The sequence below is a fragment of the Micromonospora rhizosphaerae genome (genome assembly GCF_900091465.1).
GTDB lineage: Bacteria > Actinomycetota > Actinomycetes > Mycobacteriales > Micromonosporaceae > Micromonospora > Micromonospora rhizosphaerae.
On the sequence record NZ_FMHV01000002.1, the window covers coordinates 1,463,852 to 1,488,322 of the forward strand.

At 70.1% G+C, this 24,471-nt stretch carries 25 protein-coding genes, 1 tRNA gene and 2 pseudogenes; 11 read left to right on the forward strand and 17 right to left on the reverse strand.

Annotated features, from left to right (window positions below; genetic code table 11):
* Positions 1 to 23: 23 nt before the first annotated feature.
* Together GA0070624_RS07135 and GA0070624_RS07140 are read left to right on the forward strand one after the other, a co-directional pair.
* On the forward strand, positions 24 to 197 hold the full coding sequence (locus GA0070624_RS07135; RefSeq protein ID WP_091337792.1) for a CsbD family protein: 174 nt from the start codon (positions 24 to 26) through the stop codon (positions 195 to 197).
* 219 nt (positions 198 to 416) lie between these two features.
* Positions 417 to 911, forward strand: a complete 495-nt coding sequence (locus GA0070624_RS07140; RefSeq protein WP_141714952.1) for a hypothetical protein — start codon at positions 417 to 419, stop codon at positions 909 to 911.
* A gap of 33 nt (positions 912 to 944) precedes the next feature.
* On the opposite strand, the gene GA0070624_RS07145 is transcribed toward GA0070624_RS07140, so the two are convergent.
* The 6 genes from GA0070624_RS07145 to GA0070624_RS34605 all read right to left on the reverse strand — a co-directional run bounded on the left by GA0070624_RS07145 (position 945) and on the right by GA0070624_RS34605 (position 6,256).
* Positions 945 to 1,613 carry a dihydrofolate reductase family protein gene (locus GA0070624_RS07145; protein ID WP_245718692.1) on the reverse strand — a complete coding sequence of 223 codons (669 nt, stop codon included), beginning with the start codon at positions 1,611 to 1,613 and terminating at the stop codon, positions 945 to 947.
* Complete coding sequence (locus GA0070624_RS07150) at positions 1,610 to 2,860, reverse strand: RNA polymerase sigma factor (RefSeq protein ID WP_091337799.1); 1,251 nt, start codon at positions 2,858 to 2,860, stop codon at positions 1,610 to 1,612. Before GA0070624_RS07150 ends, GA0070624_RS07145 begins: the two co-directional genes overlap by 4 nt.
* A complete protein-coding gene (locus GA0070624_RS07155) occupies positions 2,857 to 3,216 on the reverse strand; it encodes a YciI family protein (protein WP_245719130.1) in 360 nt (119 codons plus the stop codon). The genes GA0070624_RS07150 and GA0070624_RS07155 overlap by 4 nt, the downstream gene beginning before the upstream one ends.
* A 116-nt stretch (positions 3,217 to 3,332) precedes the next feature.
* A complete protein-coding gene (locus GA0070624_RS07160; protein WP_091337807.1) occupies positions 3,333 to 4,550 on the reverse strand; it encodes a DUF2786 domain-containing protein in 1,218 nt (405 codons plus the stop codon).
* Positions 4,551 to 5,093: 543 nt separating this feature from the next.
* Positions 5,094 to 5,840 carry an SAM-dependent methyltransferase gene (locus GA0070624_RS07170; protein ID WP_091337810.1) on the reverse strand — a complete coding sequence of 249 codons (747 nt, stop codon included), beginning with the start codon at positions 5,838 to 5,840 and terminating at the stop codon, positions 5,094 to 5,096.
* Between the two features lie 251 nt (positions 5,841 to 6,091).
* Entirely contained in the window at positions 6,092 to 6,256 is a 165-nt protein-coding gene (locus GA0070624_RS34605) for a hypothetical protein (protein WP_176731615.1), read from the reverse strand.
* A gap of 178 nt (positions 6,257 to 6,434) precedes the next feature.
* Between GA0070624_RS34605 and GA0070624_RS34610 the strand changes: the two genes are divergently transcribed.
* The 3 genes from GA0070624_RS34610 (at position 6,435) to GA0070624_RS07185 (ending at position 9,285) form a co-directional block, all read left to right on the forward strand.
* Entirely contained in the window at positions 6,435 to 6,752 is a 318-nt protein-coding gene (locus GA0070624_RS34610; RefSeq protein WP_176731616.1) for an STAS domain-containing protein, read from the forward strand.
* Between the two features lie 86 nt (positions 6,753 to 6,838).
* Positions 6,839 to 7,216 (forward strand): SCP2 sterol-binding domain-containing protein, encoded by a 378-nt coding sequence (locus tag GA0070624_RS07180; protein ID WP_176731617.1) that lies wholly within the window; start codon positions 6,839 to 6,841, stop codon positions 7,214 to 7,216.
* Positions 7,213 to 9,285 (forward strand): amylo-alpha-1,6-glucosidase, encoded by a 2,073-nt coding sequence (locus GA0070624_RS07185; protein WP_091337818.1) that lies wholly within the window; start codon positions 7,213 to 7,215, stop codon positions 9,283 to 9,285. Before GA0070624_RS07180 ends, GA0070624_RS07185 begins: the two co-directional genes overlap by 4 nt.
* A gap of 79 nt (positions 9,286 to 9,364) precedes the next feature.
* Here the strand turns inward: GA0070624_RS07185 and GA0070624_RS07190 are convergent, their stop codons facing one another.
* Together GA0070624_RS07190 and GA0070624_RS07195 are read right to left on the reverse strand one after the other, a co-directional pair.
* Positions 9,365 to 10,405, reverse strand: coding sequence for a sodium:calcium antiporter (locus GA0070624_RS07190; protein WP_091337821.1), 1,041 nt, complete (start codon positions 10,403 to 10,405; stop codon positions 9,365 to 9,367).
* A gap of 194 nt (positions 10,406 to 10,599) precedes the next feature.
* A complete protein-coding gene (locus GA0070624_RS07195) occupies positions 10,600 to 11,946 on the reverse strand; it encodes an MFS transporter (RefSeq protein ID WP_091337823.1) in 1,347 nt (448 codons plus the stop codon).
* A gap of 154 nt (positions 11,947 to 12,100) precedes the next feature.
* Here GA0070624_RS07195 and GA0070624_RS07200 point away from each other — a divergent pair.
* Positions 12,101 to 12,173, forward strand: a tRNA-Arg gene (locus GA0070624_RS07200).
* A gap of 306 nt (positions 12,174 to 12,479) precedes the next feature.
* Here GA0070624_RS07200 and GA0070624_RS07210 read toward each other — a convergent pair.
* From GA0070624_RS07210 to GA0070624_RS07220, 3 genes are read right to left on the reverse strand one after another with little or no spacing between them, the layout of a single operon-like run.
* Positions 12,480 to 13,574: an IS630 family transposase gene (locus tag GA0070624_RS07210; protein ID WP_176731618.1), complete on the reverse strand. Its 1,095-nt coding sequence runs from the start codon at positions 13,572 to 13,574 to the stop codon at positions 12,480 to 12,482.
* A gap of 37 nt (positions 13,575 to 13,611) precedes the next feature.
* The gene (locus GA0070624_RS07215; RefSeq protein WP_245718693.1) at positions 13,612 to 14,934 is read right to left on the reverse strand and encodes a low temperature requirement protein A; all 1,323 of its coding nucleotides are present in this window, start codon (positions 14,932 to 14,934) and stop codon (positions 13,612 to 13,614) included.
* Positions 14,903 to 16,177, reverse strand: coding sequence for an NAD-dependent epimerase/dehydratase family protein (locus GA0070624_RS07220; RefSeq protein ID WP_091337839.1), 1,275 nt, complete (start codon positions 16,175 to 16,177; stop codon positions 14,903 to 14,905). The genes GA0070624_RS07215 and GA0070624_RS07220 overlap by 32 nt, the downstream gene beginning before the upstream one ends.
* Before the next feature lie 58 nt (positions 16,178 to 16,235).
* On the opposite strand from GA0070624_RS07220, the pseudogene GA0070624_RS35590 reads away from it, so the two are divergent.
* Positions 16,236 to 16,328 (forward strand): annotated as a pseudogene (locus GA0070624_RS35590) (IS5/IS1182 family transposase); the annotation flags it as partial.
* A gap of 407 nt (positions 16,329 to 16,735) precedes the next feature.
* A complete protein-coding gene (locus GA0070624_RS07225) occupies positions 16,736 to 17,746 on the forward strand; it encodes a DUF3800 domain-containing protein (protein WP_091337843.1) in 1,011 nt (336 codons plus the stop codon).
* A 90-nt stretch (positions 17,747 to 17,836) separates the two neighbouring features.
* Here the strand turns inward: GA0070624_RS07225 and GA0070624_RS36785 are convergent.
* A pseudogene (locus GA0070624_RS36785) lies at positions 17,837 to 17,940 on the reverse strand (transposase); the annotation flags it as partial.
* 106 nt (positions 17,941 to 18,046) lie between these two features.
* Positions 18,047 to 18,445, reverse strand: a complete 399-nt coding sequence (locus GA0070624_RS07230) for a hypothetical protein (protein ID WP_141714955.1) — start codon at positions 18,443 to 18,445, stop codon at positions 18,047 to 18,049.
* Positions 18,446 to 18,593: 148 nt separating this feature from the next.
* Between GA0070624_RS07230 and GA0070624_RS07235 the strand changes: the two genes are divergently transcribed.
* Positions 18,594 to 19,172 (forward strand): TetR/AcrR family transcriptional regulator, encoded by a 579-nt coding sequence (locus GA0070624_RS07235; protein WP_218105124.1) that lies wholly within the window; start codon positions 18,594 to 18,596, stop codon positions 19,170 to 19,172.
* A gap of 489 nt (positions 19,173 to 19,661) precedes the next feature.
* On the opposite strand, the gene GA0070624_RS07240 is transcribed toward GA0070624_RS07235, so the two are convergent.
* Complete coding sequence (locus GA0070624_RS07240) at positions 19,662 to 20,432, reverse strand: SDR family NAD(P)-dependent oxidoreductase (protein WP_091337856.1); 771 nt, start codon at positions 20,430 to 20,432, stop codon at positions 19,662 to 19,664.
* A gap of 13 nt (positions 20,433 to 20,445) precedes the next feature.
* A complete protein-coding gene (locus tag GA0070624_RS07245) occupies positions 20,446 to 20,658 on the reverse strand; it encodes a hypothetical protein (protein WP_091337860.1) in 213 nt (70 codons plus the stop codon).
* 667 nt (positions 20,659 to 21,325) lie between these two features.
* Between GA0070624_RS07245 and GA0070624_RS07250 the strand changes: the two genes are divergently transcribed.
* Positions 21,326 to 22,102 carry an HAD-IIB family hydrolase gene (locus GA0070624_RS07250; protein ID WP_091337863.1) on the forward strand — a complete coding sequence of 259 codons (777 nt, stop codon included), beginning with the start codon at positions 21,326 to 21,328 and terminating at the stop codon, positions 22,100 to 22,102.
* A 59-nt stretch (positions 22,103 to 22,161) separates the two neighbouring features.
* Here GA0070624_RS07250 and GA0070624_RS07255 read toward each other — a convergent pair whose 3' ends face one another.
* Positions 22,162 to 23,007 (reverse strand): SDR family oxidoreductase, encoded by an 846-nt coding sequence (locus GA0070624_RS07255; RefSeq protein WP_091337866.1) that lies wholly within the window; start codon positions 23,005 to 23,007, stop codon positions 22,162 to 22,164.
* Between the two features lie 107 nt (positions 23,008 to 23,114).
* Between GA0070624_RS07255 and GA0070624_RS07260 the strand changes: the two genes are divergently transcribed.
* Complete coding sequence (locus GA0070624_RS07260; protein ID WP_091337870.1) at positions 23,115 to 23,483, forward strand: winged helix-turn-helix transcriptional regulator; 369 nt, start codon at positions 23,115 to 23,117, stop codon at positions 23,481 to 23,483.
* Positions 23,484 to 23,851: 368 nt separating this feature from the next.
* Here the strand turns inward: GA0070624_RS07260 and GA0070624_RS07270 are convergent, their stop codons facing one another.
* Positions 23,852 to 24,448, reverse strand: coding sequence for an ATP-dependent Clp protease proteolytic subunit (locus GA0070624_RS07270; protein WP_091337873.1), 597 nt, complete (start codon positions 24,446 to 24,448; stop codon positions 23,852 to 23,854).
* Between the last annotated feature and the right edge of the window lie 23 nt (positions 24,449 to 24,471).

Here is a 24,471-nt window from a genome sequence, read left to right on the forward strand (position 1 = left end):
GAAGCTGCTGAGTGGAGGTTCCAATGGGTATCGATGACAAGATCGACAACGCGTCGGAGAACGCCGCCGGCAAGATCAAGGAGGGCCTGGGCCGGGCCACCGACGACGAGCGGATCGAGGCCGAGGGCCGTAATGAGCAGGCCAACGCCAACCTCAAGCAGGCTGGCGAGAAGGTCAAGGACGCCTTCAAGAGCTGACCTACGGCTTGCCCACGCCGGGCCGGCAGGAGCCGGCCCGGCGCCGCGCGCCCAGGGCAGCCCTCGCCCGGGCGCGCGTGTGCCGCTGAAGCGCCATCTCGTAGGCTGGACGACCTGTCGCCGCTCGTTCTTCCCGGGGCGCGCGGCGCGGCAGCGCCGGAGCCACGCCCAGCTCGACCACGGCCGTCCGTCGACGGCCGACGACTCCACGGGAGAACGATGTCCGGTACAACAGTGATCCGGGTCGCCGCTCTGGGGGCGCTCACCCTGCTCGGCGCAGGCTGTCAGCCGACGGACGAGGAGAACTCGTCACCGGCCGGCACCTTCGCCGCACCGAGCGCCTCCGCCGAGGCCGTTCCGACCCCCTCCGCCTCGCCGTCCCCGGTGACGGCGGCGAACACCGCGGCCGTGTGCGCCGCCGTGGACAAGCTGATCATCGCGGGCAGTCAGGAGATCGTCCAGGACTCCGCCGCGGCCACCCGCCGGCAGCTGACCCCGGAACAGGTCAACGCCCAGCTCAAGGGCAACCTCGCCGACCTGGCCGACGAGGTACGCGGGCAGGCCGCCCGGGCGCAGGACCCGCAGATCAAGGCGCTGATCGGCGAGACGGCCGACCGGATCGACACCGGCGCCGAGTCCTCCAGCCCGGTCAAGTGGCTGAACTCGACGTTCGTCGGCATCCCCCAACGGCTCGCCAAGGAGTGCCGCGTCTGACCGGCGTCCGTCCACTCTCGCCCGCTGTTCCGATCAGCGCAGCACCCGGTACTTGACGTGGGTGACGGTCGGCGCCGCGACCACCTTCACCGGCTCCAGCCGTACCTCGCCCACACCGTCGAAGAGCCGGGTGCCGCCACCCAGGACGATCGGCACCAGGTGCAGCCAGAGCGTGTCCAGCAGCCCGGCCGCGAGGTATTGCCGCACCGCGCTCGCCCCACCCGAGACGGAGACCTCCCGGTCGCCCGCCACCGCCCGGGCCCGCTCGAGCGCGCCCTCGATCCCCTCGGTGACGAAGTGGAACTGCGTGCCGCCGCGCATGCTCAGCGACTCCCGGGGATGGTGGGTCAGCACGAAGACCGGGACGTGGAACGGTGGGTCGTCCCCCCACCAGCCGGTCCAGCTCTCGTCCCACGGCCCGTCGCCGCCGCCGAACATCCGGCGCCCCATCACGTACGCCCCGATGTCCCGGGTCATCTCGTCGACCACGTCGGCGTCCGCGTTGCGCTCACCGCCGACCTGCCCGTGCTGGGCGCGCCAACTCTCGGTGGCGAATAACCAGTCGTGGAGCCGCAGGCCTCCCCGGCCCAGCGGATCCTGTCGGCTCTGGCCCGGCGCCGCCACGAACCCGTCCAGCGACATCGACATCTGACTGCTCACGGTTCCCATGTCCGGTGGACTCTCCTCGGCGGGTGAACTCATCGGTGGACGCTCAGCCGGGCGGCGCGTACCTCCAGATAGCGCCGCTCCGGCAGGCTGGTGGTGCCCCGGGCGGCGGTCAGGTATGCGGCCCGCGCCGCCTCCTGGTCGCCGGCCAGCTCGAGCAGGTGGGCGCGGACGGCGGCGAGGCGGTGGTGCCCGGCCGTCCGCTCGTCGGAGTCCAGCGGCGCCAGCAGCGCGAGTCCGGCGCGGGGACCGTCGACCATGGCCACCGCGGCGGCCTGGTTGAGGGTGACCATGGGGTTCGGCGCGACCCGGGCGAGCAGCCGGTAGAGCGCGACGATCTGTCGCCAGTCGGTCTCCGCCGCCGACGGCGCCTCGGCGTGCACCGCGGCGATCGCCGCCTGCAGCTGGTACGGGCCCGGCGGCGACCAGGTCAGCGCCTCGGTCACCAGGGCGATCCCCTCCTCGATCGCGCCCCGGTCCCAGCGGCTGCGGTCCTGCTCGGCCAGCGGAATCAGCTCGCCCGTCGGCCCGGTCCGGGCGGCCCGGTGGGCGTCGGTGAGCAGCATCAGCGCCACCAGCCCGGTCACCTCGCCGTCGTCGGGGAGCAGCCGGTGAAGTTCCCGAGCCAGCCGGATGGCCTCCCCGGTCAGCTCGGCGCGGTGCAGGTCGGCGCCGCTGGACGCGGTGTAGCCCTCGTTGAAGATCAGATAGAGCACGTGCCGCACGGCGTGCAACCGCTCGTCGCGTTCGCCCGGCGAGGGCATGACGAAGCGGGCCCCGGCCGCCTCGATCCGCTGCTTGGCCCGGCGGATCCGCTGGCTCATCGTGGCCTCCGGCACCAGGTACGCCCGGGCGATCTGCGCGGTGCTCAAACCGCCGACCGCGCGCAGGGTCAGCGCGACCTGGGCGGAGACAGTCAGCGCCGGATGACAGCAGAGGAAGAGCAGCTTCAGCGTGTCGTCCCCGGTGGGCGGCTCCTCGTCGGCGGGCGGCGCCACCGTCGCGTACGCCGGCTCCCGGACCGCCACCGCGACCTCCCGGTCCCGGCGGGCCCGCTCGCTGCGCCACTCGTCGGTCAGCCGGCGGCTCGCCACGGTGACCAGCCACGAGCGCGGGTGCTCCGGCAGGCCCTGCTCCGGCCACTGCACGGCCGCGGCGAGCAGCGCCTCCTGGACGGCGTCCTCGCAGGCGTAGAACTGGCCGTGCCGTCGGACGAGGACGCCGAGGACCTGCGGCGCCAGGTCGCGCAGCAGGTCCTCGACACTCCGGTCGCCACCGGTCACATCTCCGTCCCGGCCTCGTCCATCACCGGCCGCACCTCCAGCACACCGAAGCCCATCCGGACATCCGGCCAGCGCGCGGCGATCTCGGCGGCCCGGTCCGAGCTGTCGCAGTCGACCATCAGGTAGCCGGCGAACTGTTCCTTGCTCTCCATGAACGGGCCATCGGTGATCTCCGCCCGCCCGCCGACGGACCGGACGGTACGGGTCTGCGACGGGTCGGCCAGCGCCTGGCCGCCGACCAGCTCCCCGGACTCGGTGAGCTCCTTCATGATCTCGTCGACCTCGCCGAACAGGGCGTTCCGCTCCTGCTCGGACAGCTCCGCTACGAAGCCAGGACGGTTCCAGATCAGCAGCATGTACTTCACGGTGCACTCCTCGCGGTATGGGCCACGGCTGCGGCGCCTCTCGGTGACGGGTCGGAGCCGAGGCGCCGTTCCCGACATCCTCGCCCGAGCAACTCCGAAAAAGGGGGTCACCGGCCCCGGCGTACCGGCTTGCGGGCGGAGCCGCCGGCGTCGAGGGAGGCCCGGTCGGCGGCCGAGGTGCCGGAAGCCCAGCCCTCGGCGTCGCGGACGGTGAGCCGCTCCCGGGTCACCCCGGGAAAGAGCGAGTCCAGGCGCTCCCGAACCGCGTCCGAACGGGCCGCCAGCACCGGGAGCAGCCGGTCGTTGCCCCGCTCCGCCGCGGCCTCCTGGTTCGCCGCCTCGGTGGCGGCCCGGAGGCGTTCGCCGATCCGCAGCGCGAAGGCGTTCAGGAAGGATTCGTCGTACCCGCGGGTGCGCCGACCGGCGACCTTCGTCCGCCGCTCGCCCCGACCGCGCAGCATGGCGGCGGTGGCCTGCACCAGCAGGGAGGTGTGCAGCAGATCGACCGCCGCCAGGTCCGCGGGGAAGCCGAGCACGGTGGCGAAGCCGAGGTCGTCGGACCAGACCGACTCGCACCGGTTGGCCGCCGCCACCTCCTGCACCAGTAGTGCCTTCGCCGCCGCGTACGGGGCGTCGGTGCTCAGCCGGATGCCGCCCGGCTGGTCGGGCCGCTCGGCTGTCGCGTCGAGCAGCGCCCGGTCGATGCTGTGCCGGGCCATCAGCTCCTGGGCCTTGCCGGTCAACGCCTCCGCCTCCGCCGGGAAGGTGGTCGACTCCGCCTTGGCCAGCAGCGCCCGGACCCGGTCCAGCATCCGGGACCCGGACGCCGGGGCGGTGACCCGCGGGGCGGCGGCCGGACCGCCCGGGGGCGGGCGGAGCACCGCGATCGGCGGCAGCCCCTCGACCAGGACGAGGGCGTCGACCGCGTCGCGCAGCGCGGTGATCCGGTCCACCCCCTCCCGGGTCGCCCATCGGCCCAGCCAGCCGGCGTCGCCGTCCCACCGGGCGTCCAGCTCGCGGAGTTGGTCGTCGAACCACTGCGGCACCGGGCCGGGCTGGTCGCGTCGCTGGGCAGCCACCGCGTCCCCGACCAGCCGGGCGGCGCGCGGGTCGAGCCGCCGGGTGGCGATCCGGTCCAGGTCGACCGGCTGCCAGCCGCGCGGCCAGAGGCGGCCGATGCCGCGGACCAGGCGGGCGAGGAGGGCGGCGTCCACCGCCGGGCCGGCGCCGATCACGAGCCGGTCCAGCGCCCGCTCCGCTTCGCGTACGTCGGTGCCGCGCGCCGCCGCGAGGGCGTCGGCGACCAGGTCCTCGGCGTCCGGCACGGGCGGTTTCCCCTCTCCACGGTCGCTCCGGTGCGGGCGACCGGCGTGTTCCCCGGGCGGCGGGCCGCTCACCCGCCGGAACGCTACCGGCATGCCGGGCGCGACGACCCGTGAGCGCCCTCACGGCCGATGATCGGCCGGGATTCCGTCCCCGCCGGGGCAACCGACCGGGCCCGGCGTCCGCGCTCCTGCGTGCACCACCGGGCGCCGCGAGAGACGGATATCGATGTGGGTGGGCGTGCCCGGCGGGAAGGCGGCCTGCACCGCCGACCCCAGATGCCGGTGCACCGGTCAGCGGGGGAACGAGGCCCAGATGTGCCCTGGACCAGGCCGTACCGGTTCAACGCCGCGCGCAGCGAGGCCCGCAGGCCGCGCAGTTCCTTGGCGGTGCCGAGCTGCCACGTCTCGAGTTCGGTGGCCCGCGGAGGTGGCGGCGACGTGCGCAGCTGTCCCATGGTCCTGCTCTACCCTGCGCAGCCGTCCGCTGAGCGGAACCATCCCACGTTATCCGTCCATTCCGGACAGCGGGCGACACGGTGGGTGTCAGCGCCGCATCAGCGCGAAGACCCCCCAGCCGAGATACTCCCGCTGGTAGCGGACGTGGCGAACCGGGTCCTCGGTCAGCTCCCGGCGCAGCTCGCCGGCGAGTTCGTCGTCAGGGTTGTCGTCCAGCCAGCGGCGGAGGTTCAGCCAGTGCGCGGCCGCGTACCGGTCCCAGCTGTCCTGGTCGGCGAGGACCATCTCCACCAGGTCCCAGCCGCATTCCTGGAAGATCCCCACCAGCCCCGGCAGGTCCCGGAACTCGTCCCTCGACCGAGCGTGGCACGCCGCGACGGTCTCCTGGTCCGGCGGGTCCAGCCGCCAGTACGGCTCCCCGACGAGCAGCATGCCGCCGGGGCGCAGGCTGCGTTCGAGGATCTCGAGGGTGCCGGGAACGCCGCCGCCGATCCAGGTCGCGCCGACACACGCGGCCAGGTCGACGGGCTGATCGGCTACGAACACCGCGGCGTCGCCGTGCACGAAGCGGACCTGGTCGGCCACCCCGAGGGCGGCGGCCCGCTCCCGCGCGGCGGCGGTGAAGGCGGTGCTGATGTCCACCCCGGTGCCGACAGTGCCGTGGTCGCGCGCCCAGGTGCAGAGCAGCTCGCCCTTGCCGCTGCACAGGTCGAGGATCGACGTGCCGGGGCGTAGCTTGACGGCCCGCCCAAGGGCGGCCAACTTCTCTGCGTCGAACGGGTTGAGGATGCGAAGGTCGCCCTCGCGGATGACGAAGCTACGTGGCAGATCCACGGCGGTGACTCCCGACGGTCGAAGCAGGGGTGAGGTGGGGCTGACGCTGATCCGCTCGGATCAGCACGCTCGGCACCAGCACAGAAACACCCTCTTCGGCTCATCGGGACGGACGTGCCGCCAGGCTAGGCCTCGCCACGTCTCTCACAAACCGAATTTCGTCCGCGGCGCGGCCGCGACCCGCTGCTCACCGTCAACTGGCCAGGCACCGACGCCAGCACCCGGTCGGGTGCTGGCGTCGGTGCTGGGCGTCACCGTCTGGCCTTGGCCTCCTGCTTCGCCCTCTGGGGGTCGGCCCCCTTGCCGACCTGCTTGAGGGCTTCGCGCAGCTGGGGCTCGGTCATTTTCGAGCTGCCGCCGATGCCGGCCTGGTGGCCCTGCTGGCGCAGGTCGTGAAGTTCCTTGCGTTCGGCCATGTCGACCTCCCCGTGTCTGCTGTGGGAACCGGACAGCTCCCGTCGGAACTGCCTGCCTTCCCGTGCCCCGCGCCAGGCAAACCACGCGCGGAACCGGGTGGCGCGGCCGCTGCGGAGGCTATGGTGTGAAAAACAGGCGGGTCGAGGAGCCTGCTTCAGGGGAAAGAGCACGCGACCCGTGGGTAACCTGACCATCAGTACGTCCGTTCTGGCGGACGGTACAACAGTGGTCGCCCTCCGCGGCGAAATCGACGTCTCGGTCTGCGATGCATTGCTTTCCGCCCTCGTGGACGAGGTCACCCGCCGCCGACCACCACGGCTCGTCGTGGACATGTTGCACGTGACCTTTCTCGATTCGACGGGTCTGAACACCCTCCTTGCCGCGTACCGCGACGCGCGGCGGCTCGGTATCTCGTTCGTGGTGCGCCACCCCAGCGAATTCGTGGCGCGGCAGATGCGGGTGGCCGGTACGTACGACATCCTCACCAGCGACTAAGGCCGTGCGGCAATGAAGTTCATCCTCCGGGGGTGATGCCAGCACCCACCAGTCCGCGCGACCCTGCACCTCGGGGTAGGTGTTTCATGACGGATCCGATAGCGGAGTTTTTCGACGGGCTCTACCGGCGTGGGCACGAACGTCGGCTTGAGAAGCGCAGCGGCATTATGCGTTTCGACCTGGCGTGTGGGGAGCAAGTCGAACATTGGGTGCTGGCGATCGACGGCGGGGACCTGAGCGTGTCCCGGGAGGCGCGCGACGCCGACTGCGTCCTCTACTCCGATCGCGACTTTTTCGGGCGGGTTGTGGCCGGTGAGGCCAAGCCGTTGACGGCGATGGTGCGCAACGACATACGGGTCGAGGGAAAGCTCTCGCTGTTCATCATGTTCGAGCGGCTGCTTCCTGGGCCACCGGGGGCGCGAGATCCGCGGGACGTGGCGCGCGAACGGAGGCGGCAGCCATGAAGAGTGGCCTCATCAAGATCCTGGACGGGAACACGTTCCTGATCAGCGACGACCGGGGCGATCTGGACTCCTCGATTTCGGCCGAGCACGGGCTGTTCTCCTTCGACACCCGCTTCCTGTCCAGGTGGCAGTTGACCGTCAACGGTGAGCGGATGCAGGCGATGGCGGTCGACGACAGCAAGTACTTCGAGACGCGCCTGTTGCTGGTGCCCGGTGCCCGGACGCACTACGTGGAGGCGAAGGTCTCGGTCGTCCGTGAGCGCTACGTGGGCCGCAGCATGGCTGAACGGTTGACCGTATTCAACTACGACGACGAGGCGATCGACTTCACCATTCGACTGGAGGTCGGCAGCGACTTCGCCGACGCGGTCGAGATCATCGCTCTGCGGGAGCAGGGCGACGGGGCACGGGTGGGACAGCACTACGCGGAGGTCGAGGAGAAGAGCCTGCGGCTCGGCTACCGACGGAAGAACTTCCGCCGCGAGACGATCGTCTCGACGAGCGCGCCGGCCCGGATCGACGAGCATGGACTGACGTACTCGGTCCGCGTCGAACCCAACGGGCAGTGGATCGCGGACCTGCATGTCGACGCCGTGGTTATCGGGCCGCACGAGCGCGACTTCCGCCAGAGTGTCCAGGGCTTCCATTCGCGGAAAAAGGCGGAGATCGAGCAGGACCTCGACCAATGGCTCGCCCGGATGCCCCAGTTGAGCTGCGACTGGGCGCCGATGTCGACGACCTATCGGCGCAGCCTGGTCGACCTCGCCGCGCTACGACATTCCCCCATGACGTTCCCCACGGGATACCTGCCCGCGGGCGGCGTGCCCTGGTCGATGACGATCGTCGGCCGGGAGAGCCTTCTCACCAGTTTGCAGGTGCTGCCGTTCGCCCCCGAGTTCGCCGTCACGACGCTGCGCGTGCTCGGGGCGCTGCAGGGCACCCGGCTGGACGACTTCCGTGACGAGGAGCCGGGCAAGATCATGCGCGAGTTCCGCTACGGCGAGACCTCCGCGTTCGAGGAGCGGCCCCACTCGCCGTACTACGGCAGCGCCGACACCACCCCGCTCTTTGTGATCCTGCTCGACGAGTACGAGCGCTGGACCGGCGACGCCGCCCTGGTGCGCCTGCTCGAGTGCGAGGCGCGAGCCGCCCTGGACTGGATCGACAGCTACGGCAACGTCATGGAGGACGGCTACCTCTGGTATTTGAGCCGCAACGAGACGACCGGCCTGGTCAACCAGTCGTGGAAGGAATCACGAGAGGCGATCTCCTACCGAGACGGCCGGCTGCCCGGCCTGCCCCGCGCGACCTGCGAACTGCAGGGCTACGCGTACGACGCGAAGCTGCGCGGCGCCCGCCTCGCCCGTCAGTTCTGGTCTGACCCCGGGTTGGCCGACCGGCTGGAGCGGGACGCGGCCGACCTCAGGCAGCGTTTCAACCGCGACTTCTGGATAGCGGACGGGGAATACTACGCGCTCGCGCTCGATGCCGACGGCGGGCAGGTGGACGCGCTGGCGTCCAACATGGGGCACCTGCTGTGGAGCGGCATCGTCGACCAGTCCCGAGCCGGAAAGGTGGCGCAACACCTGCTCGGACCGCGCCTGTACTCCGGCTGGGGGGTGCGCACGCTGGCTGTGGGCGAGGCAAGGTACAACCCGATCGGGCACCAGGTCGGCACGGTCTGGCCGTTCGACAACTCGTTCATCGCCTGGGGACTCACGCGCTACAACCGGCAACCGGAGGCGGCGCGGATCGCCGAGGGCCTCCTCGATGCGGCCCAGTTCTTCGACGGTCGGCTGCCCGAGGCCTTCGGCGGCTACGAACGGCGGTTGACCAAGTACCCGGTCCCGTACCCGGCTGCGTCCAGCCCGCAGGCCTACTCCACTGGCGCTCCGCTGCTGTTGCTGCGGACGATGCTCGGCCTGGAGCCGTATGGTGACCGGTTGACCGTCAACCCGGTGCTACCGCCCAAGATCGGTTGGCTCGGGCTGCTGGACGTCCGTGGCCGCTGGGGTCGAACCGACGTCTGCGGACACGGGCGGGAAGCCGCGCCAACGACCGCGGCATGAATGTCCTCCCGCACTCCCGTGGGCGCTGTCGCAGCTGCGGTTGCGGCGCGTCCATGACCTCTCGCGGGCGTTGCCCGCGCTACAGGGCGAGGATGGCGGTCATGGCGGCGTAGCTGGCCAGGAGCAGGACGCCTTCGAAGCCGAGGCGGCCCCAGCCGCAGGTCTGGCGGATGAGCAGGCCGCCGAGCAGGGTGGTGGCCATGAACAGGCTGGTGGTCGTGGCGAGCAGTTCCTGGCTCCCGGCGGTGTGGTAGATCGACCCGTGCCGGTAGGCGAGGTCCCCGGCGACGAGGGTGAGCACGTCGAGGATGTTGCCGCCGAGGACGGCGGCGATGGCGAGGGTGGGCGCGCCGCGGCGTACGGCGGCGATCGCGGTGACGGTTTCCGGGAGGGCGTTGACGACGCCCATGAGCACCCCGCCGACGAATCCGGCGGTGAGTCCGGTGACTTCGACAAGGCTTTCGGCGGCGCGAGCGACGAGCCACCCGCCGGCGGCGACCAGTAGCCCGATCACGGTGAAGCGACTCCACAACCACCTGAGCGGATGCCGGTTGAGCGGGTTTTCGTTGTGCGGGACGTCGGGTCGGGTTTCGGCGGTGGCGATGGCCTGCCACATGGGTTGGGCGCCGGCGCGGCGGATGAGGACCAGCCCGCCGACGTAGGCGGCGACGAGGACGGCGGACATCGGGTCGACGCCGGCGATGGTGGTCTCGGGGATGTAGCTGGCCAGCAGGGCGAGGGCGAGCAGGGCGATGAGCAGGCAGCCCGACAGCAGGTTCGACAGCGAGGCGGCGGCGTGTTCCAGGTTGGCACGGCGGTGGAAGGCGTCGGCGAGGGCGACGGCGGTGGTCTGGGCGGCGATACCGCCGACCGCGTTGCTGTAGCCGAGGCTGGGCTGGTCGGTGGCGGCGGCGACGACGGTCATGATGATGCCGGACAGGCCGGTGACGATGCCGAAGAACAGCACGCCGAACAGCGCCTCGCCCCAGCCGGTACGGTCGGCGAGGGCGTCACCGAGGCCGGCGAGGCGGACGCTGCCGGCGACGGTGACCGCACCGGCGAGCAGGAACACGCCGACACTCCAGGCCAGCGGCCAGGGTGGGGCGGTCAGGTCGGGCACCGGCGGGTGGTTCCCAGATCGGCGGCGGGAATGCCCCGATGTGCGGGTGGGGCTACGTTGATCGCTTCCGAAGGTCCGGACGAGGAGGCGCTGGACGGGCGGCGGGCCGCCCGGGCGCGCACTGGTGCTCGTGTTGCGGTTGGTGAAGGCGGTGTTCGATGGCAGCGGGACGGCACAGGTGTCGCTGCGGGGGATCAGTGGTGCGCGACCACCGCCAGGCGTCCCGGCTCGGAGATGTCGTCGCCGACAGAGCGGGCCCACCGGCCGGCGGCGACCGCGTAGCCGCCGGCGAGGCAGGCGTAGCCGGCGGCGGAGCCGATCAGCAGCGCCGGTGATCGTCCGTCCGCGGGCAGGACCGCCGACACGCCCACCATGCCGAGCACGTAGGCGAGGTTGAACACGGTGTCGTTGACCGCGAACACCCGGCCCCGGAACGCGTCGGCGCACTCGTGCTGCACCATCGTGTCGACCACGATCTTGATGCCGTGCCCCGCGATGTTGACCACCAGCACGAGCAGCACCAGCAGCGGGGGCGAAAGGGGCAACCCGAACACCGGCATCGCCACCGCGACCGCTGCGAGCAGCGCGGCCACCCACCGCCAGCCCCCGATCCGCCGGGACACTGGCGGGGTGATCGCGGCGGCGGTCAGCACGCCGGCCGCCCCCGCGGTGAACACCAACCCCAGCTGCGTCGACACCCCGGTCAGGTCGTCGGCACGGAAGGCGCTCCGGTAGAGCAGCAGCAAGGCCAGGGCGAGGGCGCCGAACAGCACCCGGAATCCGGCCTGCGCCGCCATCGCGTACGCGGCACCGCGCGCCGACCCGAGATGCCGCACCCCGTCGACCATCCCGCGCAACACCGCCATCGCCTCACCCGCCAGGCCCGGACGGTGTGGCACCACCTCGTCCGGACCCAACTGCGCTCGGGCGAAGAAGACCCGGGCCAGCACGGCGCAGGCCACGTACCCCGCTGGAGCGAGCAGCGCGAGGGCGCCGTACCCGCTGTCCCCGGCGGGGAAGACGGTCCGCAGCAACGCCAGCGCGCAGCCCAGCCCGACCGAGTACGCCACCGATCCGGCCGTGCCCGCCACCGCGTTCGCCGTGACGAGGCGCTCGTCGGCCACCACGTGCGGCGTCGCCGCCGACAGGCCGGACAGCAGCAGTCGCCCCAGCCCGATCACCACCAGCGTCGCGACGAAGAACAGCCCGCCCTCGTCACCGGCGAGGACCAGGGCGGCGATCGGCAGCACCAGCACTGCCCGCAGCAGGTTCGTCCAGACGACCACCGACCGGCGACTCCACCGGTCCAACAACACCCCGGCGAATGGCCCCACCAGCGAGTACGGCAGCACGAGCACCGCCGCGGCCAGCGCGATCGCCGTCGGGGTCGCCTGCCGGTCCGGGTTGAACAACACGCTGCCGGCCAGTGCCGCCTGGAACACCCCGTCGGAGAACTGCCCACCCAGCCGCACTCCCAGCAGCCGGCGGAACGCGGGCACGGCGAGAACGGCACGAAGGTTGTGGGTGCGGCGATTTGCCATGATCCCACCACCCTACGACCGCCGGCCGGAGCGGCCACGAGCCACCCACCCAGCCGCCGCTTTTCCACGCCCGGGCCACCCACTCCGGTCTTGACGAGCACCGGAACTCCTGGGCGCTCGTTGGTATCGGGTGGCAGGTAAGCTGGGCACTCGCGCCCTCGTAGCTCAGGGGATAGAGCAACGGTTTCCTAAACCGTGTGTCGCAGGTTCGAATCCTGCCGGGGGCACCTCAAAGATCAGCGAAATTGCAGTATGAACAGGGTGTATAGCTCTGCGCCAATGAAGTGCCGTGTGCAGCGGTGTGTCGGTCCGACGAACGCCGCCGCGGTCCGACGCGGCTCCACGCGGGCGAATCGGTCAGCGACACGCGTCTGCGCCTCATCGAGGATGACCCGCCAGCCGGCAGGGTCTACGCTGTGGCCCACGGCCATCGCACGATCTTCGGTCGTCCTCACAAACCATCGATGATCAACGCGGTGGCCGTCCTCATGCCCACGCCACGCCCAACGCCGAAACCAAGTGACGTTGGAATACTAGTGTCCTGAGTCGTTAATTCGGCCGCAGTATGTGGCGAGGCTGTTCAGGATCTCGTCGGCGGTTCGGGTCCAGACGAATGGCTTCGGGTCGTTGTTCCACGCCTCGATCCAGGCCCCTACGTCGGCTTCGAGGTCGGCGAGGCTGCGGTGGCTGGATCGGCGCAGCTTGCGGTTGGTCAGTTCGGCGAACCACCGCTCGACGAGGTTGAGCCAGGACGCCGAGGTCGGGGTGAAGTGCAGGTGGAAACGGGGATGCGCGGCCAGCCAGCGTTGCACGGCCGGGGTCTTGTGGGTGGCGTAGTTGTCCAGCACCAGGTGCAGATCCACCTCGGCGGGGGTATTGGCGTCGATGACCTTCAGGAACTTCAGGAACTCTTGATGGCGGTGCCGGCGGTGCACTTGCCCGATGACCTGGCCGGTGGCGGGGTCGAACGCGGCGAACAGGCTCGCCACCCCGTGACGGACGTAGTCATGGGTCTGCCGGGCGGGGACCGTGGGCATCATCGGCAGCATCGGCCGGGTCCGTTCCAGGGCCTGCATCTGCGACTTCTCGTCCACGCACAGCACCATCGCCTTGACCGGCGGATCGAGATAAAGGCCCACCACGTCACGGACCTTCTCCACGAACATCGGGTCAGCCGACAGCTTCCACGTGTCCACCAGATGAGGCTTCAGCCCGAACGCCCGCCAGATCCGCGACACCGCCGTCTGCGACAGCCCGGTCTCCTTCGCCATCGACCGCGTCGACCAGTGACTGTCCTGGTTGGCCGGCTGCTGCTCCAACGTCTTGACGATCACCTCCTCGACCCGGTCATCGGTGATCCGGCGAGGCGCCCCCGGCCGCGGCTCGTCGACCAGCCCCTCCAACCGGCGCGCGAGGAACCGCCTGCGCCACTTGCCCACCATGTCCCGTGACACGCCCAACCGCTCCGCAACATGGATGTTCACGAGGCCGTCGGCGCACAACAGGACGATCTTCGACCGCAACGCCAACGCCTGCGACGACTTGCCCCGCCGCGCCCACCGGATCAGACACGCACGCTCGTCATCAGTCAGTTCCACCACACCACGCGGACGACCAGCCACTCCCACAGCCTACTATCTGCCGCCGAATTAACGACTCAGGACACTAGCCAGGTGGTGAGGGCGGCTCGGGTGGGCGTCCTCGGGCGCGGGCTGCGTCGGATATGGCGATCCCGGTCAGGACGAGGGCAGCAGCGGCGGCGACCACGACTGGCGGCAGGGGGAGCATCGCCGGTGTCAGGGCGGCCAGCACAAGCACGCCGATCGGCCGGGACCGGGACACGCGGCCGAACACCGCGTACTCGAAGCTGGCACGCCCGGCCAGGTACAGCGCGGGTCCGCCGAGGATGACGGCGATCCAGGCCGGTGGGGTGTGCCCGAATGGATGGGCGATGACAAGTTCGTCGCCGACGGCTGCAGCGACCACGCCGGCCACCATGGCCAGGTGGGCGTATGACGCCGATCGGGCGAGGCGGACCGGGTCTGCAGACACGGCAATCGCTTCCGCCAGGACTTGCCCAGCGCGGTATATGTAGATCCGCCACAGCAGCACGGTGGTCGCCATCGACACGCCGAACGCGGCGACCCCGTCCGGCGCGAAGCCGCTGCTGCTCAGCGCCAGTCCGGTAACCAGGATCAGCTCGCCGAGCGCGATGATGAAGAACTGCCGGTAGCGCTCGGACAGGTGCTCGCCCGAGATCACAAGGTCTTCGCTGGGCGTACGACCAGCCCCCGGGGTGGGGAAGCCGATTCTGCCTGCCGTGTGGTCAAGGACCACCGCGAATGCCCACAACGCACCGCGCGCCGTACCGTCCACGAGCGCCCCCGCGATCCACGGCAGCGCCGACAGGCCGTACCAGAACAGCCCGCGCACGCCGGTGCGCTGCAGCTCGTGGCCACGCAGAACGGCCACGAGGACGAGCCCGCGGCCGAGCTGGATGGCGACGTAGGCGCCCGCGAAGATCAGGCCCGTGTCGCCGAATGCCTCGGGCACCGCGGCCGCCATCACCAGGCTGCCGACCATGGTCGCGATGACCAGCGCCTGGATTACCGGTCGTTGCGGGTCCGTCCGGTCGGTTAGCCACGCGGTGCTGGACCAGACCCACCACATGGCCCCCAACAGCACCAGCGTCCGGAAGGTACCGCTCCACCCGAGATCCTCAGCCAGGCCGCGCGAGAGCTGAGCGAGCGCGAGGACAAACACCAGGTCGAAGAACAGTTCCAGGAACGTAGCCCGCTGTGGATCCCCGGCTCTCCGCACCAGCTCGGCCGCCTTGCTCGTCGTCATCGGCTCGCCCGTCCTGCCGGTTTTGCCCAGTTTGGAGCATTCTGTCATGCGCCAGCGGCGGCGGCCCGCAGGCGGGCCGCGGCGGCCCGGCCCCGGCCTGCTGGCGACCTCAGGCCGGCATCGGCCGGGCCGACCGGCCACGCTGATGGACGACCAGGACCAGGGAAGACCTCGAGGCTGGGTCGGTAGAGGAATGCCGTTTGGCGTATCCGGTGGCAAGGTCACGCCACTGCTGAGGCGGTTGAGGCACCCGTTCGCCGGTCATCGGCATATGAAGCTGTCCGGCGGCTACCGAGCCGGAGGTGGCGGGCTCATTGACTCCAGCGCCCGCCTTCCTCTCCCCGCGCCGACCCCGACCCGGGCTCCCGGCCCACCCCCACGGCGCGATCAACTGAACAGCTCTCGGAACCCCGCCCGCCACGACGGGTACTCGAGGTTCAGCCCCAGCGCGGACTTGGCCTTGGCGTTGCTGGCCGCGGAGCTGGGTACCGTAGTACACGGCTTGAACGCCGATCTGTTCCTCGGCCTCCTCCTCAGAGACGCGCCGCGGCGGAGGGGCGTCCAGGGTCTCGGCCAGATAGGGCAGCCACTCAGCCTGCGGGGCGGGCTCGTCCCCCACGACGTTGTAGATACCGGGGCTTCCCCTGTCGACCGCTTGCACAGTGGCCGACACCGCGTCGCGGACGTGAACAAACGGATACCGGCCCGCGCCCTCGCCGACAATCGGCACGTCGCCCGACTTGACCCCTGTTGCCCATTCTCCACCCGGCCCGATCGCGGTGCCCTCACCGTAGAGAAAGCCGTATCGAAGGACGACGCCTTCGATCCCCGGTGTGCCCAACACCAGTGTCTCGGCCGCGATGTTCGCCTGTATGTGGCTTCGGATCGGCTCCGGGGCATCCAGATACAGCGGCGTCGACTCGTCCGTGAGCCCCGATCCGACCGGCTGGGTCATGAAGCTGGCGCTCTGTGCAACAACCCGACGGGTGCCAGCTTCACGAGCCGCCATCATCAGTGTCTTCGTTCCCTCGCTCCGCAGCCGGTTGGTCACCTCCAGCCACTTCCCGTAGTCACGAGACGGCGCGGACAGCGCTGTGATCTCGTTGATGATCACCTCCGGTTCGGCCTCGAGGACCGCCTGACGCACCGCAGCCTCGTCCAGCCGGTCCATCAATGCCGGCCGCGCCCCGAGTGCGTCTATGACGGAGAAGTTCTCACTCCGGTGGGTGCTGGCCGTGACCTCGTGACCCCGGTCCACCAGCGCCTCAACGAGGGGCCGACCCAAGACCCCTGTTCCCCCGCGACGAAAATCCGCACTGTCGTCTCCTTGCTGGAACGAGGTAGCTCTCCGCGAGCTGGTGCAGGAAACAGGCTCACCACCCACCGTGCCGTGGCCTGCTTGTCGCCGGCGGTCGACGTGACCGTATCGCCGATCGCCTGCCCAGGGGCGTCACCTGGCCACCCGATACGCCAAACGGGCATTCCGCTACCGACCCAGCGGGGTCCTCATCGCTGCCATCATCTGGCTCCCATGATCGACAGGCACCTAGCGAGTCTGCCGGCGGTTGGTCGCTCCGCGACGACCCTACGGGCCGCCCTTGACCCCGGAGCCTCTGCGACCTCGGGCCGGTTACCACCGGGCAGGCCCCGGCCTGCCCGACCACAACACGCACCGCATCCCGACCACGGCCTCATCTCGTCTTACGCTCGCCGTCAACTGTCCGTCCATCGCATCCGAACTCGCTGCTTGTCTCGCCGGTCACCGTAAAGCCGAGCCGTTCATACAGCGCCCGTGCCCATGGGTTGTCCTTTTCGACGCCCAGGTCGAGTACGCCCCACGTGCCGCGGCCAACGCGGCATCCTGCGCAAGCCCGTGGGGCCTAACTGGGTGGTCCAATCGGGATGGGTCGGCGACCATAGTCGACATGGCAAGGGACCGGGCATGAGGCTGCCGCTTCAGGGCGGGCTGCCGCCGGTGGATGCGGTGGCCGGCACAGTCGTGGAGATCGCCTGTGACGAATCGGGGTTTTCCGGCACCAATCTGCTCGATCCAGCCACTCCGGTGATCACACACGCGAGTGTCGAGCTGCGCGGCGGGGAGGCGGCTGGGCTGATCGCGACACTGCGGTCCGGTTTCCGATTCTCGCCGAACGAGTTCAAGTCCCGGCAGTTCCTCCGCCGGCCCGAAGCGGGTGAGGTGCTGGAGTGGTTCCTGGCGGCGCTGCGCGGCCGGGCGCACGTCCACCTGGTCGACAAGCAGTACTTCCTCGTCACCCGCATCGTCGACCTGCTGCTGACCGAGCCGTCGTACGCGGCCGGTACCCGCCTGACCCAGGAACACCGTTCGGCCGCCCTCGCCTTGTATCGGGCCAGACGTTCGGCCGGTTCCGACTGGGGGGTCTTCCTCGCGGCCTTCGTCGAGATGCTCCGGATCAAGCGGCGACACCGGCCGGATCAGCGGACCGTGGAACGGTTCTTCCAGGCACGGGATGCGCTGGTACGACACGGGCTGGGCGCGCAGGCCGAGGCTATCCTTTACGGACTCAGCCGGACCCGGGTCTGCATCATCCTGGCCAGGCTGAGCGACGACGACCGATCGATCCCGCCACCGCTGGAGCCGATGCTGCCGGCGCTGGCCGAGACCGTCCTGTTCTGGAGCGGCGGGGGGCGGCGGGTGCTGGTGATCCACGACGAGCAGAGCGCCCTCACGGCCGACCGGTTGCGTCGCCTCCAGCAGGTACTGGCCGACAGCGCCGGACTGTCGCCGGCCGGGGGGTCGCCGCTGGCCGGGCTGGTGATGGTCGACTCCCGGGACGATCCGCGCGTCCAAGTTGCCGACCTGCTCGCCGGGGTGGCCCGGCGGTTGCCGGGGATCGTCGACGACGGCCCACTCCAGCCGTTGCTCTCCCCGACCTCACTGCACGATCCGATCGGTGACGCCCTACCGACCTGACGGCCAAGCGGGGACAGGGCTACCGGAGCTCACCGGGTGGGCGGTGGGTGGATCCGGGCCGCAGACCGTGACGGGTGGGAACTCGGCTCAGGCGTTGTCCCACAACCTGATCACCGCCGGATACCGTCCACCCCACTTGTCCGCGAGGTCGTCGAACGCCCCCGGGCCGCGGCGGCGTTGACCGCGGCGTAGATCTCGTCCAGGGGCCGGTGGGACCAGTCGGTCATCGGGTGGGGCGGCTCGAGCAGCAGGCCATCGACGCTGTACCGGTGCAGCAGGTCGCCCACGTCTCGTGCTTGGTTACTGGACATGTCCGGAGGCGCGGCGAAAGAGCAGCACGACCGCGAGGACTCCGACGGCGGGCGGCAGGATCGCCAGGGTGCCCCACAGGGGCGGAAAGATCTGTGCGTCGTACTCGGTCGACACGAGCAGGAGCACGGCAAGGGCGGCCGTGACCGTGATCACCACGACGGCCAGGACCGGAGCCAGCCGGCTGCGTGACCGCACGACCCGAATCACGGGCAGCCACAACAATGCCCCCACTACCGCAACGGCGTACACGAGGCCGTACAACAGGCCCGGATCCGGCCGCTTGCCGTACGGCTCGTACATGGCGTTCGCGTGATCGGTGAGGCTGTGCACGCCGAGCTGGTCGATCATCGCCGCCACCGCCAGGACGGCGGACAGCGCGGCCGCCACCCACACGGCGCGGGCGGCAGGGGCGGCCCTCTCGTTTTCGGATAGTGACTGTCTCATAGAAAGTGACTCTATGAACACCGGATCTGAGAGTCAAGAGCATTTAGAGAGTCACTCTCTGAAGCATGTGGCTGTCTGCTAGCCTCGGCGCATGGGTAACGGGCTCCGTGAACGCTGGCGGATCAATGCCATGCGCACGATCCAAGAGCGGGCGCTCGATCTCTTCGACGCGCGAGGGTTCGACGCCGTCACCATCGAGGAGATCGCTGCCGCAGCCGAGGTGTCCCCGTCTTCGGTGTACCGCTACTTCGGAACGAAGGAAGGGCTTCTCGTCGCCGACGAGTTCGACAGCATGAGCCAAGAGACGCTCGAGGGCATCTTGGACGTGAACGATCCGGTCGGCAGCCTGCTACGGGCCGTGGTCAAGTACGAAGCGACAGCGGAGCAGACACCCCAACGTCGAGTGCGGTACTTCTTCAAGGTGCCATCGGTGCGCATGGCTGCGTGTGCGGCGCTCGACCGAGCAAGTCAGCGGATCGCGCCGATGTTGGTGACCAGTGGTGGGATGACCACGACGCAGGCGCGTGTGGCCGCAAACGCATTGGTGTTCGGTTACTTCGCCGCGCTCGAACAGTGGTACCTGGACGGTGGCGCCGACCCGATCGCAAAATACGTCGACGATGGCATGCAGCCACTACGCGGACTGTGGCCGACGCCGGACGAAGCCTGAGGCGCCCCTTATGAGCTGCGCGTCTCAACGCTTCCTGCTGCCGGACAGCAGCTATTGACAACGTCGCTCCGGCTCCCCCCGGCGGGGGTCGAGCTCCGACTCGGCCTGGTCGCCGTACAGCACAGAAGTACAGCAACGCATGGGACTATCACAGCCCTCGACCGTGGGCCGTTCACGGGCCAGTAGCTACGAGGCCCAGAGGTCACGAGCGGCCACGAGCTGTTAGCGGGCCAGCCGTCGCGAGCGGCATTTTCGGGCAGCACGACCGGTCGAGCGCGCTCTTCCAAACTGAGGTCCTGGGCTCAGATCCGACGCTCGCGTGAAAAGCGGGCTCCGACGTTCACGACCCACTCCCGTGACCGGCGCTTGTCGGTGTCCTGGATCGCGTGCCGAACAGCTAGTCGGATCACCCAGTAGAGGACAAACAGGCTCAGCGCGTAGAGGAGAACGGCCGCGATTGAGGCTTCCAGGATCGTGAACCATAGGGGATCAGGTGAAGTTGGCGCCGCCGTCGACGAGCAGGGACTGGCCGTTGATGTAGGCGCCGTCGTCGGAGAAGAGGAACGCCACCATGGCGGCGAGGTCCTCCGGCTTTCCCAGTCGCGGCGAGCGTACGGTCGCGAGAATCTGGTCGCGCCACTCCACCGTGGTGGCGTTGAGCGCGGCCCCGGTGAGGATCACGCCGGGCGACACGAGGTTGGTACGGACGCCGTGCTTGCCACCGAGGGTCGCGGTGTGCCGGGTAAGCCCGACCAGGCCGCTCTTGGCGGCCTGGTATGCGACCCGCTCGGTTTCACCCATCCACACCGAGCTCGACATGGTGTTGATGATGGAGCCCACGCGTTGCTTGATCATGATCGGCAGGGCGTGCCGGACGCCGTACATGTAGCCGGTGAGTGTGACGTCGATGGTGTGCTGCCACACATCGACCGGCACCGAGGTGACGTCGGTGTCCCGCCCTAGGGTTCGCGGCGAGAGGTCCGCGGCCACGTTGAACAGGCCGTGCAGGCCACCGAACCGCTCGACGGTGAAGGTGACCAGGTCTCGGTACGAACCCTCGTCGGCGATGTCGAAGCCGCGTGCCACGGCCGTTCCGCCGGAGCCGGTGATCCCTTCGACCACGGCCTGGGCGGCGGCCTCGTTCAGATCCGCCGCGACGACCAGCATGCCCTCCTCGGCGAGGCGGACCGCTGTCGCGCCGCCGATGTTGCCGGGCGCCGCACCGGCGACAATGGCAACCTTGTCCTTGAGTCCGCGCATTGTCCTGTACCTTTCACGTCTCGGGGCTGTTCTTCAGGAACGGGTAGTCGGTGTAGCCCGTATTACCGCCGTAAAACGTGGTCGGGTCCGGCTGGTTGTAGGGGCCCTGGCGGGCGATCCGGCTCGGCAGGTCGGGGTTGGCGAGGCACGCCTCGGCGAATGCGACGACGTCGGCCACGCCGTCGTCTAGCGCGCCGTGGGCCTCCTCGTGCAGCGGGCGTGGCATCTCGTACCGGTGCGGGTGAGCACCAGTCGAGATCTACCGCTCCCGGCGCGGCCTGGGACCCGTCCTCGCCGCCCGGGTGCCGGCATTTCTCTCCCAGCCGGACGCCGGTTGGCGGCAATCTCGAGTGTGGGCACGACCAGGCCGGCGAGCGCCGCCGTAACGCTGATTGCGGGCCGGCGCCAGTTGGGCGACCGAGAGCGGCGGCAAGGACCCTCCTTGTAGGACGATGCCGCTACGGCGCGCCCGCCAGCGCCTCCCGGACGGCGTCACCCGCCGGGCGAGCGAGCCGCGGCTGCGCGCACTTCGTCGAGGTAGGCGCCGGTCCTGGCGGCGATCCCGCATACGGCCCGTCCGGGTCGTCGCCGAGCGCGCCGATGACCGGCCGGGCCTCCAGCGGCGGCAGCGCTTCGAGGCCCGCCAGACCGGCAAGGGCGTCGGCGCCATGTCCCGCTCGTAGAAGTGCCTCTCGTCGAGGGACGGTCACGGCGGCAGATTGCCGACCCGCCACGAACGGAGCATGTCCGGCTGTTACCCTCCGTCGGGAAGGGCTGCGGAGCGTGATGATCCGCCCTCGGCCTGCCGCCGGCTCGGGCCTTCCGGGTGCCTGACCCGCACGGTCGGTACCCTGCTAGGTCCCGGCCTTCGTACGACGACATGGTGGTACCTGATGAGCGATCTTCGAGTGGTGGCGTTCGACCTGGACGACACCCTGGCTGTCTCCAAGTCCCAGATCGATCGTCGCATGGCCGATCTGCTCGCCCACCTGCTCGCCGAAGTCGACGTCTGCATCATCTCCGGCGGCCGTTTCGAGCAGTTCGAGACGCAGGTGCTCGCACATCTGGACCTCACCGAGGAGCAGCGGCGCCGGCTCCACCTGATGCCCACCTGCGGCACCCGTTACTACCGCTGGCAGGGCTCGGCCTGGCGGCAGGTGTACGCGGAGGACCTGAGCGCCGAGGACAAGGCCCGGGTAGTGGAGGTGCTCACCGAGTCGGCGAAGGCGCTGAACCTCTGGGAGACGAAGACCTGGGGTGACGTGATCGAGGACCGGGGCAGCCAGATCACCTTCTCGGCGCTGGGCCAGTCCGCGCCGCCGGCCGAGAAGTACGGCTGGGACCCCGACGGCACGAAGAAGCAGCGGCTCCGGGACGCCGTCGCGGCGAAGCTCCCCGACCTCGAAGTGCGCGGCGGCGGCTCGACGTCGATCGACGTCACCCGCAAGGGCGTGGACAAGGCGTACGGCATGCGCAAGCTGCTGGAGTGCTTGGACCTGAAGCTCGACAACGTGCTCTTCGTCGGCGACCGGCTGGACGAGGGCGGCAACGACTACCCGGTCAAGGCGATGGGCATCCAGTGCTTCGCCGTCACCTGCTGGCAGGAGACCGCCGACTACGTCGAGGCTCTCGTCGACGACCTGGTCAAGCAGCGCGCGGACCGCGCCTAGCCCGCCGAACGCCGAGCGCCGCCCCGGGTCAGGGACCCGGGGCGGGCGGTGTTAGGACGTCAGAGCGCGGCGCGGATCGCCTCGGCGAGCGTCGTCGGCGCGCGGCCGAGCAGCTTCGCCAGGTCGTCCCCGACCTCCAACTCGCCCTGGGCGAGACCGCGGTCGCCGTCGGCGAGCACGGCCGCGTACCCCTCGGGCGCGCCGGCCGCGACCAGCAGTTCGGTGTACTTGTCGACCGGCAGGTCGATGTACGAGACCGCGGTGCCGGTCTGCCGAGAGATCTCGGCGGCCAGTTCGGTCAGCGTGAAGGGGTTGCCCCCCAGCTCGAGGACCCGGTTGGTGTGGCCCTCGGTGGTGAGCACCGCCGCGGCGGCCTCGGCGTAGTCGGCGCGGGTGGCCGCGCTCACCCGGCCGTCACCCGCCGCGCCCGCGACGCCGTGCTGCAGGTACGTCGGGAGCTGGGCGGTGTAGTTCTCCAGGTACCAGCTGTTGCGCAGGAAGGCGTAGGGCAGGCCGGAGTCCAGGATCAGCTGCTCGGTCGCCTTGTGCTCGGCGGCGAGCACGAGGCTGGAGGTGTCCGCCTTCGCGATGCTGGTGTAGACGATCAGCCCGACGCCGGCCTCGTTGGCGGCGGTGACGACGTTGCCGTGCTGCACCACGCGTCGGCCGACCTCGCTGCCGGAGACGAACATCAGCTTCTCGGCGCCGGCGAAGGCGGCCTGCAGCGACTCGGCGTCGTCGTAGTCGGCCCGCTGGGTGACCACCCCGCGCTGGGCAAGGTCGGCCAGGCGGTCGATGTCCCGGCCGACCGCCACGATCTGGTCGGCCGATACGCCCCGGCGGAGCAGCGACTCGATGATCAGGCGGCCGAGCTGGCCGGTGGCGCCGGTGACGACGATGGACATGGGGACTCCCGGTGGTCGCGTACAAGAACTGTCTTCGCACAGCAACGGGAACATCGCAGCGTTACTTCCCGTTGGAGAGTAGGCACCTTGAAGTTTGTCACGCACTGATGGAGAGTGAACAGGTGAAGGCCGACCCGTTCAACCGCAACTGCGGCAGCCGCCAGGTCATCGACCGGATCGGTGACCGTTGGAGTGTCCTGATCGTGCTCGCCCTCGCGCACGGCGAGCAGCGCTACGGCGAGTTGGCCCAGCGCATCGACGGGGTGAGCCAGAAGATGCTCACCCAGACCCTGCGTGGTCTGGAGCGCGACGGGATCGTCACCCGGACGGTGCACGCCAGCGTCCCGCCCCGGGTGGACTACGCGCTGACCGACCTCGGGCGAAGCCTGCTCGACCTGGTCGCCGGCATGGAGGCGTGGGCGACCACCCACCTCGGCGAGGTGGAAGCCGCCCGGGCCCGCTACGACGCCCGCTGAGGGACTTCGCGCACCTGGCGCGATCGATGCCGACGGGGTAGGAACAGCCCATCCCCTTGGCGCCCGCGCCGGCCTCGGCCGCGCCGCCCGACGCCGACGAGGACTGGTCGAACCAGTGGGCGGTCTCCCAGGCCTCGCCGATGCGCCGGGTGCCCATCCGGGGCATCCTCTGGCTGGAGCCCCGCAACGGCGGCTACTCCAGCGGCGGCTACATCGCCGACTCCAAGGTCGACGGCATCACCATCAACGGCTCACAGCAGCAGTGGCTGACCCGGGACAGCGAGCTCGGCGGCGACGGCCGCCGTCGTGTCCGGGCTCGCTTCCCACTCCGCCGGCCACCCCCGTGCCGGCCGGCGGGACCCGCGTCGTCAGCCGGGAATCTGCTCGGCGTGCGTGATGACCTGGTCGATCAGGCCGTACTCGCGGGCCTGCTCGGCGGTGAACCACCGGTCCCGGTCCCAGTCGCGCTGGATCTCGTCCAGCGCTCGGCCGCTGTGCTCGGCGATCAGCTGCTGCATCGTCCGCTTCACGTGCAGCATGTTCTCCGCCTGGATGGTGATGTCGGCGGCCGTGCCGCCCATCCCGCCCGACGGCTGGTGCATCATGATCCGCGAGTGCGGGAGCGCGAAGCGCTTCCCGGCCGCCCCCGCGCAGAGCAGGAACTGCCCCATCGAGCCGGCGAGCCCGAGCGCCAGGGTGGCCACGTCGTTCTTGACGTAACGCATGGTGTCGTAGACGGCCATGCCCGCGCTGACCGAGCCGCCCGGCGAGTTGATGTAGAGGAAGATGTCCCGCTTGGGGTCCTCGGCCGCGAGCAGCAGGATCTGCGCGCAGATCTGGTTCGCCGTGGCGTCGGTGACCTCGGTGCCGAGGAAGATGATGCGTTCCTTGAGCAACCGCTCGAAGACCTGGTCACCGAAGGACTGCTGCCCGCCGTCCAGCATCCGAATGTCGTACCCGATCATCGCGACCGCCCTCCCACGCTGCC

Excerpts from the sequence above, each read along its gene's own strand:
- GA0070624_RS07180 (WP_176731617.1), top strand. The coding sequence starts at position 6,839 with ATGACGGATCCGATAGCGGAGTTTTTCGACGGGCTCTACCGGCGTGGG.
- GA0070624_RS07250 (WP_091337863.1), top strand. The coding sequence starts at position 21,326 with ATGAGCGATCTTCGAGTGGTGGCGTTCGACCTGGACGACACCCTGGCT.
- GA0070624_RS07195 (WP_091337823.1), bottom strand. The coding sequence starts at position 11,946 with ATGGCAAATCGCCGCACCCACAACCTTCGTGCCGTTCTCGCCGTGCCC.
- GA0070624_RS07245 (WP_091337860.1), bottom strand. The coding sequence starts at position 20,658 with ATGCCACGCCCGCTGCACGAGGAGGCCCACGGCGCGCTAGACGACGGC.
- GA0070624_RS07225 (WP_091337843.1), top strand. The coding sequence starts at position 16,736 with ATGAGGCTGCCGCTTCAGGGCGGGCTGCCGCCGGTGGATGCGGTGGCC.
- GA0070624_RS07240 (WP_091337856.1), bottom strand. The coding sequence starts at position 20,432 with ATGCGCGGACTCAAGGACAAGGTTGCCATTGTCGCCGGTGCGGCGCCC.
- GA0070624_RS07270 (WP_091337873.1), bottom strand. The coding sequence starts at position 24,448 with ATGATCGGGTACGACATTCGGATGCTGGACGGCGGGCAGCAGTCCTTC.
- GA0070624_RS34605 (WP_176731615.1), bottom strand. The coding sequence starts at position 6,256 with ATGGCCGAACGCAAGGAACTTCACGACCTGCGCCAGCAGGGCCACCAG.
- GA0070624_RS07255 (WP_091337866.1), bottom strand. The coding sequence starts at position 23,007 with ATGTCCATCGTCGTCACCGGCGCCACCGGCCAGCTCGGCCGCCTGATC.
- GA0070624_RS07260 (WP_091337870.1), top strand. The coding sequence starts at position 23,115 with ATGGAGAGTGAACAGGTGAAGGCCGACCCGTTCAACCGCAACTGCGGC.
- GA0070624_RS07135 (WP_091337792.1), top strand. The coding sequence starts at position 24 with ATGGGTATCGATGACAAGATCGACAACGCGTCGGAGAACGCCGCCGGC.
- GA0070624_RS07235 (WP_218105124.1), top strand. The coding sequence starts at position 18,594 with ATGGGTAACGGGCTCCGTGAACGCTGGCGGATCAATGCCATGCGCACG.
- GA0070624_RS07140 (WP_141714952.1), top strand. The coding sequence starts at position 417 with ATGTCCGGTACAACAGTGATCCGGGTCGCCGCTCTGGGGGCGCTCACC.
- GA0070624_RS07145 (WP_245718692.1), bottom strand. The coding sequence starts at position 1,613 with ATGAGTTCACCCGCCGAGGAGAGTCCACCGGACATGGGAACCGTGAGC.
- GA0070624_RS07155 (WP_245719130.1), bottom strand. The coding sequence starts at position 3,216 with ATGCTGCTGATCTGGAACCGTCCTGGCTTCGTAGCGGAGCTGTCCGAG.
- GA0070624_RS07185 (WP_091337818.1), top strand. The coding sequence starts at position 7,213 with ATGAAGAGTGGCCTCATCAAGATCCTGGACGGGAACACGTTCCTGATC.